Origin of the sequence: Ruminococcus sp. 1001136sp1_2201st1_G3_2201SCRN_220225 (genome assembly GCF_040924365.1) — a bacterium.
Taxonomy (GTDB): Bacteria; Bacillota; Clostridia; order Lachnospirales; family Lachnospiraceae; genus Blautia_A; species Blautia_A faecis.
In genome coordinates, this window is sequence record NZ_JBCOME010000083.1 from 1 (window position 1) to 13325 (window position 13325).

Here is a 13325-nt window from a genome sequence, read left to right on the forward strand (position 1 = left end):
GAGAATGAACTTGGAGTGGCTGCATTTCTTAACGGTCTTTCCCAGGAAGAAATCGATTCCTGCGCAAGAACTTATACAGAGGGCTACCGTTTGGGATTTGTAAATGGACACAAAGACCTGAGCAAAAAGAAAACAGTCAATATCCGCTACAACCTTGGTTTTGAACGTATGGTAAAAGCGGCAGTTCTTCAGTTTGAGGAGATGGGGCTGAAGCCAGTTATATATCGCTATCCGACCCATGCGGTAAACAGGCGCGGCTCTTATAGAATTGGCTATACAGGCGCTGTTGCAAACCCGCAGTTTGACTATGATCATCGACAGGACGGGGCGCTTTTTCTGGATCAGGATTTTGTGCAGAAGCGCCTTCGTGCCCTGCAGACTTCCTATGAAAAATATAAGGAGCTGGCGTATGTTCACGCTGGTCCGGCCTGCATTGAGGTATTTGGAGAAGCTCCGTTTTCACCGGTGAGTGTAAAAGAGGCATGGCAGTTCAGTGATGCCCAGCAGAAGCTGGAAATTGAGATGCAAAATGAAGCTGGACAGATTACAAACCGCTACATTAAAGGTGATGAGAGAAGTTTTACCATTATTGCATATCCGGTTCCTGAGATCGGCGGTGATTATGAGGAGATTTTCCGCCAGATCGTGAAAATCAACACCCTGGATTACCAGCTTTACCAGAAAATCCAGCAGACCCTTATCGATACTCTGGATACTGCAGAATGGGTATCTGTAAAGGGAAAAGGAGCAAATGAAACAGATCTCAGGATACATCTGCACACTCTTACCGACCCGACGAAGCAGTCCAATTTCGAGAACTGTGTAGCGGATGTAAATATTCCCGTTGGTGAAGTGTTTACTTCCCCTGTTCTTTCCGGAACAGACGGTCTTCTTCATGTAAGCCAGGTATATCTGGAAGGCCTTCAGTTCCGTGATCTGAAACTTGAATTTAAAGATGGAAAAATTGCATCCTATTCCTGCGGAAATTTTGAAAATGAAGAAGAGAATAAAAAATATATTGAGGATAATATCCTGTTCCATCATCCAACACTTCCAATGGGTGAATTTGCAATCGGAACGAATACTACGGCTTATGTAGCTGCGAAGAAATACAACATTGCAGATAAGCTGCCTATTCTGATTGCAGAAAAAATGGGACCCCATTTTGCAGTAGGTGATACCTGTTACAGCTGGTCTGAGGATACTGCCATGTACAATCCGGATGGAAAAGAAATCATTGCAAGAGATAATGAAATCTCCATTCTAAGAAAAGAAGATATAAGCAAGGCGTACTTTGGCTGTCATACGGATATTACCATTCCCTATGATGAATTGGGAAGCATCTGTGTTCCTGGAAAGAATGGGGAGAAAATTTCGATTATTGAGGATGGCAGATTTGTGCTGGCCGGAACGGAAGAATTGAATAAACCTTTTGAGGAATAAAGGAAAGTTTAAAATCTAACAGCAAAATTAATTAGCCCTATAAAATTTTTCTTTGCCTCAATCGTATTGACAGAAAATGTTATTCTTAGTAGAATTTACGCGAATGGTAGTTCTAAATATAACTAAAAGAGGAGAATATTATGCCAAAAGTAGGAATTGTAATGGGCAGTGATTCAGATATGCCGGTAATGAGCAAGGCAGCAGACATTCTGGAGAAACTTGGGATTGATTACGAAATGCGTATCATCTCCGCACACAGAGAGCCGGACGTGTTCTTTGATTATGCGAAGACAGCTGAGGAAAAAGGATTTAAGGTCATCATTGCAGGTGCCGGTATGGCAGCACATTTACCAGGAATGTGCGCAGCGATTTTCCCGATGCCGGTTATCGGAATTCCTATGCACACTACATCACTTGGGGGAAGAGATTCCCTGTATTCCATTGTACAGATGCCATCCGGCATTCCGGTAGCAACTGTTGCAATTAACGGAGGGGCAAATGCTGGTCTTCTTGCAGCGAAGATTCTTGCAACATCCGATCCGGAGCTTCTTGCACGTCTGAAAGCCTACAGCCAGGAGCTGAAAGAGCAGGTCGAAGCCAAGGATGCGAAATTACAGGAAGTGGGACATAAGGCTTATACAAAATAGAATTATACAGCAGGGGCAGAATAACCTTTTCTGCTGATGCAGGTGAAGAATCCTGCGAGGCAGGATCTTTCTATGAAAACCATAATAAACACCATAATAGAAACCATAAAATTCTGGGAGGAAAAAGGCATGGATTACAAGAACGCGGGCGTTGATATTGAGGCAGGATACAAATCAGTAGAATTAATGAAACAGCATATTGCAAAGACTATGAGACCAGAAGTACTTGGAGGAATCGGCGGATTCTCAGGTGCTTTTTCCATGAACAGCTTCAAGGATATGGAAGAGCCTACACTGGTTTCCGGAACTGACGGAGTTGGAACCAAGCTGAAACTGGCATTTATTATGGACAAACATGACACTGTTGGAATCGATTGTGTGGCAATGTGTGTAAACGATATTGCATGTGCAGGCGGAGAACCTCTTTTCTTCCTAGACTACATTGCCTGTGGAAAGAACTATCCGGAGAAGATTGCTGAGATCGTAAAAGGTGTTGCAGAAGGCTGCAGCCAGTCAAGCGCAGCCCTCATCGGCGGCGAAACTGCTGAGATGCCAGGATTTTATCCGGTAGACGAGTATGACCTGGCTGGATTTGCAGTTGGTGTTGTTGATAAAAAAGACCTGATTACAGGAGAGAATTTAAATACCGGAGATGTTCTGATCGGAATGGCTTCCTCAGGCGTACACAGCAATGGTTTTTCTCTTGTCCGCAAAGTGTTTGAGATGACAAAAGAGTCTCTGGACACATATTATGATGAACTTGGAACTACCCTTGGTGAGGCGCTGATCGCACCAACCAAGATTTATGTAAAAGCTCTTAAGAGCATTAAAGATGCAGGGGTTAAGATCCACGCATGCAGCCATATCACAGGCGGCGGTTTCTATGAGAATGTACCTCGTATGCTGAAAGAGGGCACAAGAGCCGTAATCGAGAAAGACAGTTATCCGGTACTTCCGATCTTTAAGCTTCTTGCAAAGACCGGAGACATTGAAGAAAAGATGATGTACAACACCTACAACATGGGTCTTGGTATGGTTCTGGCAGTTGATCCGGCTGATGTAGATAAGACTATGGAAGCAATCAAGGCAGCAGGTGAGACACCATACGTAGTAGGACGTATTGAAGCAGGAGAAAAGGGAGTGACATTATGCTAAAGGTTGCTGTCCTGGTATCAGGAGGCGGTACCAATCTCCAGGCAATTCTGGATGCCATTGATTCCGGCAGGATCACCAACGCGGAAGTTTCTCTTGTGATCAGCAATAATCCAAATGCTTACGCACTGGAAAGAGCGAAGAACCATGGTATAGAGGCTGTCTGTATTTCCCCTAAAGAATTTGAAAACCGTGAAGAATTTCATAAGGCACTTTTAAAGAAATTGCAGGAAAGCGGTGCAGAACTGATTGTTCTTGCAGGCTATCTGGTTGCAATTCCACCTATGATCGTGGAGGCATTTCCAAATAAGATCATCAATATCCATCCATCCCTGATCCCATCCTTTTGCGGCGTAGGATACTATGGACTTCATGTTCATGAAGCTGCCTTAAAAAGAGGCGTGAAAGTAACAGGTGCTACTGTTCATTTCGTGGATACAGGTACAGATACCGGCCCTATTATTTTGCAGAAAGCAGTAAAAATCGAGCCGGATGATACCCCACAGTCTCTTCAGAGAAGTGTAATGGAAAAGGCAGAGTGGAAGATCCTTCCGAAAGCAATTAATCTCATTGCCAATGGAAAGATTTCGGTAGAAGATCATATTGTGACTATCAGCGATTAAGGAGGAGATTATGAAAGTACTGATCGTAGGAAGCGGCGGAAGAGAGCATGCAATCGCATGGAGTGTATCCAGAAGCCCTAAGGCAGATAAGATTTACTGTGCACCGGGAAATGCAGGAATTGCAGAGTATGCAGAGTGCGTGAACATTGGTGCTATGGAATTTGAAAAACTTGCTGATTTTGCTCAGGAAAATCAGATAGACCTTACCATCATCGGTATGGATGATCCGTTGGTAGGCGGTATAGTAGACGAGTTTGAATCCCGCGGTTTACGGGTATTCGGACCTCGTAAAAATGCAGCAATCCTGGAAGGCTCCAAGGCATTTTCCAAGGATCTGATGAAGAAATACAACATTCCGACAGCCGCATACGAGAATTTTGATGACCCGGAAAAGGCACTGGTTTATCTTCGCACCGAAGCAAAATTCCCTATCGTCCTCAAAGCAGACGGACTTGCTCTTGGAAAAGGTGTTCTGATCTGTCAGAATCTTCAGGAAGCAGAAGCTGGTGTGAAAGAGATCATGGAAGATAAGAAGTTTGGAAGCGCCGGAAATACCATGGTTATTGAGGAATTTATGACTGGTCGTGAAGTTTCCGTTCTTTCTTTTGTAGATGGAAAAACAATTAAAACCATGACCTCCGCACAGGATCATAAGCGTGCAAAGGACGGTGACCAGGGCTTAAATACAGGCGGAATGGGAACCTTTTCTCCCAGTCCTTTCTACACAAAAGAGGTGGATGAGTTCTGTAAGAAATATGTATATCAGCCAACTGTGGATGCAATGGCCGCTGAAGGAAGAGAATTTAAAGGAATCATTTTCTTTGGTCTGATGCTGACAGCAGATGGTCCGAAGGTACTGGAATACAATGCCCGTTTCGGAGATCCGGAAGCACAGGTTGTTCTTCCGCGTATGAAGAACGACATTGTAGAAGTTATGGAAGCCTGCATTGATGGAACTCTGGATCAGATCGATCTTCAGTTTGAGGACAATGCCGCTGTTTGTGTAGTTCTCGCAAGTGACGGATATCCGGTGAAATATGAGAAAGAAATCCCGATGTATGGATTTGAGAATTTCAAGGATAAAGAGGGATATTACTGTTTCCATGCCGGAACCAAGTTTAAGGATGGACAGATCGTTACAAATGGTGGACGTGTTGTAGGAATCACAGCCACAGGCAGCAATCTGAAAGAGGCCAGAAAAAATGCCTATGCGGCAACAGAGTGGATCACTTTCGCAAATAAATATATGCGCCATGATATTGGAAAAGCAATTGACGAAGCATAATTAAGTGGTATAAAATAGGCAGGAGACAAGAGTGTTTCCTGTCTGTTTTTGGTTATGGAAGTCCTGACAGGATGAAAATACAAAAGTCAGAGAATTCTGTGTTGCAGAATTTATTTAGCAAAAGCATTAGGAGGAACCATTATGTACAATGTGAAGAAAGTAAACGAAGATTTATACTGGATCGGTGCAAGTGACAGAAGACTTGCCCTTTTTGAAAATATTTACCCGATTCCAAGAGGAGTTTCCTACAACTCTTATGTGATCCTGGATGAGCAGACCGTGCTTCTGGATACAGTTGACAAGTCTGTGAGCGGACAGTTTTTTGAAAATCTGGAGCATGTTCTTGGAAACAGACCTTTGGATTATATGATCGTAAACCATATGGAACCAGATCATTGTGCAATTGTGGAAGAGGTGGTAAGAAGATTCCCGGAAGTGAAGGTTGTGGGAAATGCCAAGACCTTTAACATGATGAAACAGTTCTTTACCTTTGACGTGGATGCCCATGCAGTTGTGATCAAAGAGGGAGATACCATCAGTACAGGTAAACATACCCTTGCGTTTGCCATGATCCCCATGGTTCACTGGCCAGAGGCAATGGTTACATACGATGCATATGACAAAGTGCTTTTTAGCGCAGATGCTTTTGGTACTTTTGGAGCGCTGAATGGAAATGTGTTTGCAGATGAAGTAAACTTTAAAGAAGAGTGGCTGGATGACGCCAGAAGATATCTGGTAAATATTGTTGGAAAATATGGCGGACCGGTTCAGAGTGCCCTGAAAAAGGCTCTTACACTTGATATCGCCATGATCTGCCCACTTCATGGTCCTATCTGGAGAGAGGATCTTGGATGGTTTATTGACAAATATCAGAAATGGAGCACTTATACACCTGAAGACCATAATGTTGTGGTTATGTATGCCTCCATTTATGGAAATACAGAGAATGCAGCTGATGTTCTGGCAGGCAGACTGGCAGATGCAGGGGAGAAGAATGTGAAGGTTTATGATGTTTCTGTAACAGATCCTTCCTATCTGGTAGCGGAAGCATTCCGCTGTGACAGAATCGTATTTGCCTGCCCGACTTATAATGCAGGACTTTTCCCGAAGATGGAAACCCTGCTTCATGAACTTGCTGCCCACAATCTGCAGAAGAGAAAAGTGGCAGTTCTGGAAAACGGTACCTGGGCTTCTACTGCAGGTAAGCAGATGAAGGAGATCCTTTCTGGTATGAAAGATATGGAAATCTATGAAGAGACGGTAACGGTAAAGTCTGCCCTGAAAGAAGACCAGCTGGCACAGCTTGATAAGATTGTAGAATTTATGACAAAATAAGAGAAGGCTTGTCGGATCAGTGGATGCCAGGCGTGACAAGATATGCCGAAAATTGGGGCGTGCAGCATGAAGAAATGATTTTTGGGACACGTTCTAGTATGGAACGCGGTAAAATTGCATAAAAACACTGACGGTTAGACTTTACTTTTTTGCAATTTTGTTATAAAATAAAACCTATATTAGGTTTTTGTCGATATGTTTTGAAATCTGCCAGACAGGACAAGGTTCATAGAATTTTCGTATACGACAGCAGGAAACCAGGACTGAGAGGATAATGACATGGGAATCACTGAACAGGAAGCAATTAAGGAATTACAGACAAGAGACGAAATCTTTGTAGCGTATTCACAGGCTACGAAGCTTCCATATGTAATTTGCGATCAAGAGAGCTTTAATGATCAGGTGTGGGTATTTGCCACAGAAGAGGAGATTAAAGCATTTGGCAAGAAGAAATTAGAGGATAAGATTCTTCTTATGGGAATGAAATATGAGAAGAAAGACTACCCAAGATTCTACGGCACACTTTATGCAATCGGTGTAAACAGTGTAGTATGGGTTGATGGAGAGAATCAGATTGAGGTTGAACTTACCAGAATTGCCAGACAGGCAGATTTCAGCCAGCTTGAGCCGAAGAAGCAGCCACTTTTTAATTCCACTCTTCAGCTTTCCGGTATCTATTTTATGCAGGAGCTCCGTCGCCCGATTAAGAAAGAGGAGCGCACTGTGAACCTTCGTGAAATGGAAGAAGAGCTGATCGTGAACCTTAAGAAATCTGAATTCCTGGTAGCTATGGCTACTGATCCGGAAGACCCGACCAAGGTTAACATTCCATATCTTAAGAACAAACAGGGGGATATTCTTCAGCCGGCTTTTACAGATGTTATGGAATTTGATAAATTTGCAAGAGGCAAGAAGCTTCGGGCAGCCAAGGTTCCATTTGCCAAACTGCCAGGTCTCATTATCAACCAGGCGAAAGCATTTGTGATCAACCCGATGGGATTCAATCTGATTCTTGACAGAGTACAGCTTGGAAAGATTCTGGGTGTGGAGATTCCTCCGGCTTCAGTACCGGCTGAGAGTGCACCTGCTGCGGCAGCAACGCAGGAGACTAAGGCATCAGAGGGTGAAGTAAAGGCAGAAGAAGCACCGGCAGCTGAGACACCGGTTCAGTAGGAATAGGGAGCGCTGCCAGCTTTGCAGATGGCTTGGCTTATATCTAAACGAAGTGTTTATTACGAAAGATAGGAAGAGACCGGGGCTGTATGACTCCGGTCCTTTTGTTTTTGGGATATTCACTATTTTTTACAGGGAGGGATAAAATGGTAATAGAGATAGATTTCCAGAGTGACGAGGCACTTTATACCCAGCTGATGAATCAGATCATTATGGGAATTGCCACATCCCGGCTGCAGGAAGGAGATCCTCTTCCATCTGTCAGACAGCTTGCGGATACCATTGGAATTAATATGCATACTGTAAACAAGGCCTATTCCTTGTTACGCCAGGAAGGATTTGTCTCCATTGACAGAAGAAAAGGCGCAGTAATCTGTCTGGATGTGGATAAGTTAAGGGCTATGGAGGAATTGAAGCAGAATTTACGTGTTGCGCTGGCAAGGGGCTGCTGCAATAATGTGACCAGGGAAGAAGTGCATAGTCTTATAGATGAGATTCTGGATGAATATGAGAAATAAAAGCGAGATTGTTCGAGAAATCAACTTGTTTGTACACTAGCGTAAGGAGGAACAATTGATCAATGCGAAATAAATTTACGAAACAGGCTCAGACAGCCCTGACACTGGCAAAGGCAGCAGCCATTGATTTTGAACTGGGCTATATTGGTACAGAACATCTTTTACTGGGACTTTTAAGCGAGACAGAAGGCACTGCCGGAAGAGTCCTGGAGGAATTTCAGGTAGATGGCAAGAAACTGGTGGAACTGATCGATAAGCTGGTAACTCCGGCAGAAGTGGGAAATATAACTGAGATTGAAATGAAGCCGCCATACAGTCCGAGAACAGAGAAGGTTCTGAAAAGTGCCGTGGCAGAGGCACAGAATTCTGGCTGTGAGAAGGCAGGAACGGAGCATTTGCTCCTTGCCATGCTCCGCGAGACGGACTGTGTTGGAACCCGGCTTTTGTATACGATGGGAGTGAACATCCAGAAGCTTTACGCAGCAGTCCTTGGAGCCATGGGCTATGACAATGAGGCTATTCAGGAAGAGTTCCAGGCTGCCAAGGCAATGCAAAATCTCGGAGGCAGCCCGACGCCGGCGCTTGACCAGTACAGCCGTGATCTGACCCAGATGGCAGCAGAGGGCAAACTGGACCCTGTTGTGGGAAGAGAAAAGGAAATCAGCAGGCTAATCCAGATTTTAAGCCGCAGAACCAAGAATAATCCATGTCTGGTAGGCGAACCAGGGGTAGGTAAGACTGCCATTGCCGAGGGGCTTGCCCAGAGGATTCTTGCAGGTAGTGTTCCGGAGACGATTAAAGACAAGCGTCTGGTAGTGCTGGATCTGTCTGGAATGGTGGCTGGAAGCAAGTACAGAGGTGAATTTGAGGAACGTATCCGTAAGGTCGTGGATGAAGTACGTGAGAATCAGGGGATTCTTCTGTTTATTGATGAGCTTCATACAATTATTGGAGCTGGCGGAGCAGAAGGAGCCCTTGACGCTTCCAATATTCTGAAGCCATCTCTTTCCCGTGGAGAATTGCAGATCATAGGTGCGACCACTCTGGAAGAGTACCGCAAATATATAGAGAAGGATGCTGCTCTGGAGCGACGCTTCCAGCCGGTCACCGTGGAAGAGCCTTCTGAAGAGGAGGCTTACGAGATCCTGAAAGGACTTCGCCCATACTATGAAAGACATCATAAAGTAGAAATATCAGATGAAGCTTTGGAAGCAGCAGTTAAAATGTCAGTACGTTATATTAACGACAGATTTCTTCCGGATAAAGCAATCGACCTGATTGATGAAGCTGCTTCTAAGGTACAGCTTTCCGGATATCAGGCTTCTTCCGAGATTGAGGATTTAAGCCGTGAGATTCAGGAAATCCTTCAGGAGAAAGAGCGTGCCATCAAAACTGGTTATTTAAGTCTTGCCAAAGAATGTCAGGAGAAACAGAAGGAAGCAGAAGCCAGACTTGAGCAGCTTCAAGTAAAAGAAGAAAAGAAGAATCAGAGAAAATCCGGAAAAGTGGACGAAAAAGCCGTAGCTTCCATTGTATCCGACTGGACCAAAATTCCGGTACAAAGATTGACAGAAGGAGAAACCAGACGCCTTGCTCAATTGGAAAAAGAACTTCATAAACGCGTGATTGGTCAGGAGGAAGCGGTTCGTGCTGTTTCTCAGGCTGTAAAACGTGGTCGTGTAGGATTGAAGGATCCGAACCGTCCAATTGGTTCTTTCCTGTTTCTGGGACCAACAGGCGTTGGAAAAACAGAACTTTCCAAGGCGCTGGCTCAGGCTGTATTTGGCAGCGAACAGGCTATGATTCGTGTAGACATGTCTGAATATATGGAGAAACATAGTGTTTCCAAGCTGATCGGTTCTCCGCCAGGATATGTGGGATATGATGAGGGCGGACAGCTCAGTGAAAAAGTACGCAGAAATCCATACAGTGTTATTCTTTTTGATGAGATCGAGAAAGCACATCCGGATGTGTTTAATATTTTGCTTCAGGTGCTGGATGACGGACATATTACAGATGCCCACGGAAGAAAAGTGGATTTTAAACAGACAATCATTATCATGACTTCCAATGCGGGCGCACAGGCAATCGTAGAACCGAAGCAGCTTGGGTTTATTTCCCAGAAAGATGAGAAAAAGGATTATGAAAAAATGAAATCCGGCGTTATGGAAGAAGTGCGCCGTCTTTTCAAACCAGAATTCCTGAATCGAATTGACGAGATTATGGTATTCCACACCCTGAATAAGGAGGAAATCCGTAAAATTGTACTTCTACTCCTGAAATCACTGGAAAAACGTTGTGAGGAACAGATGGATATTCATCTGAATGTGACGAATTCTGCAGTAGATTATATTGCGGAAGCCGGATTTGATGCTAAATACGGTGCAAGACCTCTTCGACGGGCCATTCAGTCCAAGATAGAAGACCGGCTGGCAAATGAGCTCCTGGAGGGCAAGATCAAGCGGGGAGACATCGTGCAGGTACAGTATAGAAATAAAGAAATTCGTTTTATAGTGAAGTAAGATCCTGTTTGAAAAGTAACGTAATCTTCTAAAATTACTATAAATTTTATATAAGGTACTGGCAAAGAAAAAAGTTTTATTATATAATATGTACAACATCGGGGAACCGGTGAAAAGGATCTGGCGAGGTGAAATCCGCTGGAGAACATAACGAAAGAGTCTTAGGGAGGACAAGCATCATGGCAGTAGTAAAGGAACTGATCCGTACAGAGGAAAATGGTACCATCAGCTTTGGAGATTATGAGAAAAACCAGAAATCAAAGGTTTCAGACTATCCCCATCAGGGAGATATGTATAAAGTAAAAACATTCAAGGAGATCACCAAGCTGGAACGCAATGGTATGTTTGTTTATGAGTCCGTACCAGGTACCGCTGTATTTGATCTTGCACAGGATGGAAGTCAGATGAGTTTTCGTGTAGAAGGACCGGAGGATGCACAGATCACGGTTGAACTTGAGGCAGAAGCTCAGTATGAAGTATATCTTGACGGAGCAAGCACAGGCAAAATGGAGACCAACCTTGGCGGAAAGCTTTCTTTCAGCGTAGAGCTTGGAAATGGCTCAGCTGTTGATGTAAAAATTGTAAAATGCTAAAAAACAAAAAAATGGTATATTTTTGCCAGGAGTGCGGTTACGAATCCACCAAGTGGATGGGGCAGTGTCCTGGCTGCAAAGCATGGAATTCCTTTGTGGAAGAACCTGTTTCCACAGGGAAAAAGGCGTCAGGAGGCGGTAAGACCGTTTCCAGACAACAGTCTGAACCAGTGATCTTAAAAGACATCAGTCTGAAGGAAGATGAGCGTCAGACGACGAAAATAGGTGAATTAGACAGAGTACTCGGGGGCGGCATTGTCCCCGGGTCTTTGGTTCTTGTGGGGGGAGATCCGGGTATCGGAAAATCCACCCTTCTTTTGCAGGTGTGCCGGAATCTGGCAGAGAATGGAAGCTCTGTCCTCTATATTTCAGGCGAGGAATCTCTGCGTCAGATCAAACTTCGTGCTAACCGTATCGGTACTTTCAACGAAAACCTTCAGCTTTTATGTGAGACCAATCTGGATACTGTACGAGAAGTAATGGAACGAAAGAAACCAGATGTAGCTATTGTGGACTCTATTCAGACTATGTTTGATGAGGAGATTGGTTCTGCACCGGGGAGTGTTTCTCAGGTAAGAGAGTCTACGAATGTACTGATGCAGATTGCAAAAGGTCTTGGAATAACGATTTTCATTGTTGGTCATGTGACCAAGGAGGGCAATGTGGCAGGTCCGAGAGTGCTGGAACATATGGTTGACACAGTGCTTTATTTTGAGGGAGACAGACATGCTTCCTATCGGATCCTGCGTGCGGTGAAGAATCGATTTGGTTCTACCAATGAAATTGGCGTTTTTGAAATGCAGGGAACTGGTCTTGAAGAGGTTTCCAACCCTTCGGAGTATCTTTTAGAGGGACGCCCTGAGAACGCGTCAGGGTGTGTTGTGGCATGTTCTATGGAGGGGACACGCCCGATCCTTGTGGAAATTCAGGCATTGGTTTGTGAGAGTAATTTTGGTATTCCAAGAAGGACTGCTGTGGGAACGGATTTTAACAGGGTCAATCTTCTCATGGCTGTATTGGAGAAGAAAGTTGGGCTTCATCTTGCTTCTTCTGACGCCTATGTAAATATTGCCGGAGGGATGAAGATGACAGAACCGGCTATTGATCTTGGAATCTGTCTGGCAATTGCATCCAGCATGAAAGATATTGTAATTCCAGATAAATTGATGGCTTTTGGTGAAATTGGACTTAGTGGAGAAGTACGTGCTGTAAGTATGGCAGGGCAGAGAGTGCAGGAGGCGAAAAAGCTGGGATTTGACACCGTGATCCTGCCTGAGGTATGCAGAAATTCAGTGGAAAAAGCAGATGGGGTTAATCTGGTCTATGTGAGACAGATTCAGGAGGCCATCCGGTATATTATGAGCAAATAGGTTTTATGTTTACGTTTGTGAAAATAGATAGAGAAATAATACTTGAAAAAGTAAGCAATGATAACCTGTACAAAAAATATGGATTTTTTTGTAAAAAGTGCTTGACGATTCCTTACGATAGTGGTATAGTAAACAAGCTGTCGCAAGGAATTGCTTCTGAAATACTGAAAAATAAAATAGTTTTCAGAAAATTTAAATTAACTGTTGACAAATGACTGAACTTATGATAAAGTAATCAAGTCGCTTGAACAGAACGACAGAAACGAACAACTTTAGACAGGATCTTGAAAATCTGAAAAACTTTTGAAAAAAGTGCTTGACAAGATTTGAAAGATATGATAAAGTAAACAAGCTGTCGCAAAGAGATGACAGCGAAACAACCTTGATAACTAAACAGTGAAACACATACGATTCTCGAAAATTTCTTTATACAATTCATTTTCGAATGAAACTTTTAAAACAGTAATGACGAGAGATAACTAAGCTAGTTGGTTGTCTTGAGTGAATCAAACACTTCTTAAGCCTTCGGCTTAATCAGTGTGAGTCGCAATTAAGTTGCTGCAAGCAGCGCTGAATTGCTAACACATTTTATCAGAGAGTTTGATCCTGGCTCAGGATGAACGCTGGCGGCGTGCTTAACACATGCAAGTCGAACGGGAAACAT

Annotated in this window: 12 protein-coding genes and 1 rRNA gene; all 13 read left to right on the forward strand. The window is 43.8% G+C overall.

The genetic code is table 11. The features are described from left to right. Window positions 1-1443, forward strand: a 1443-nt coding sequence (locus tag AB5642_RS18510; protein WP_368371826.1) for an aminopeptidase, incomplete at its 5' end; no start/stop codon positions are given. Between the two features lie 140 nt (window positions 1444-1583). After that, the gene (gene purE, locus AB5642_RS18515) at window positions 1584-2090 is read left to right on the forward strand and encodes a 5-(carboxyamino)imidazole ribonucleotide mutase (RefSeq protein WP_118579028.1); all 507 of its coding nucleotides are present in this window, start codon (window positions 1584-1586) and stop codon (window positions 2088-2090) included. Window positions 2091-2219: 129 nt separating this feature from the next. Continuing rightward, on the forward strand, window positions 2220-3245 hold the full coding sequence (purM, locus tag AB5642_RS18520; protein WP_118579246.1) for a phosphoribosylformylglycinamidine cyclo-ligase: 1026 nt from the start codon (window positions 2220-2222) through the stop codon (window positions 3243-3245). Then, window positions 3239-3865 carry a phosphoribosylglycinamide formyltransferase gene (gene purN / locus AB5642_RS18525; protein WP_148462742.1) on the forward strand — a complete coding sequence of 209 codons (627 nt, stop codon included), beginning with the start codon at window positions 3239-3241 and terminating at the stop codon, window positions 3863-3865. Before purM ends, purN begins: the two co-directional genes overlap by 7 nt. A 10-nt stretch (window positions 3866-3875) precedes the next feature. After that, the gene (gene purD / locus AB5642_RS18530) at window positions 3876-5150 is read left to right on the forward strand and encodes a phosphoribosylamine--glycine ligase (RefSeq protein ID WP_148462741.1); all 1275 of its coding nucleotides are present in this window, start codon (window positions 3876-3878) and stop codon (window positions 5148-5150) included. A 141-nt stretch (window positions 5151-5291) separates the two neighbouring features. Next, on the forward strand, window positions 5292-6485 hold the full coding sequence (locus tag AB5642_RS18535; RefSeq protein WP_173717279.1) for an FprA family A-type flavoprotein: 1194 nt from the start codon (window positions 5292-5294) through the stop codon (window positions 6483-6485). Window positions 6486-6508: 23 nt separating this feature from the next. Beyond that, window positions 6509-6607, forward strand: coding sequence for a DUF6783 domain-containing protein (locus AB5642_RS18540; RefSeq protein ID WP_368369533.1), 99 nt, complete (start codon window positions 6509-6511; stop codon window positions 6605-6607). Between the two features lie 157 nt (window positions 6608-6764). After that, window positions 6765-7658 (forward strand): SseB family protein, encoded by an 894-nt coding sequence (locus tag AB5642_RS18545; RefSeq protein WP_148462739.1) that lies wholly within the window; start codon window positions 6765-6767, stop codon window positions 7656-7658. A gap of 146 nt (window positions 7659-7804) precedes the next feature. Beyond that, complete coding sequence (locus AB5642_RS18550) at window positions 7805-8176, forward strand: GntR family transcriptional regulator (RefSeq protein WP_118579020.1); 372 nt, start codon at window positions 7805-7807, stop codon at window positions 8174-8176. Window positions 8177-8238: 62 nt separating this feature from the next. Beyond that, entirely contained in the window at window positions 8239-10698 is a 2460-nt protein-coding gene (locus AB5642_RS18555; protein ID WP_173719678.1) for an ATP-dependent Clp protease ATP-binding subunit, read from the forward strand. Window positions 10699-10877: 179 nt separating this feature from the next. Next, the gene (locus AB5642_RS18560) at window positions 10878-11291 is read left to right on the forward strand and encodes an endosialidase (RefSeq protein WP_148462737.1); all 414 of its coding nucleotides are present in this window, start codon (window positions 10878-10880) and stop codon (window positions 11289-11291) included. Further along, window positions 11285-12661 (forward strand): DNA repair protein RadA, encoded by a 1377-nt coding sequence (radA, locus tag AB5642_RS18565; protein WP_173719676.1) that lies wholly within the window; start codon window positions 11285-11287, stop codon window positions 12659-12661. Before AB5642_RS18560 ends, radA begins: the two co-directional genes overlap by 7 nt. A 588-nt stretch (window positions 12662-13249) precedes the next feature. Continuing rightward, a 16S ribosomal RNA gene (locus tag AB5642_RS18570) occupies window positions 13250-13325 on the forward strand; the annotation flags it as partial.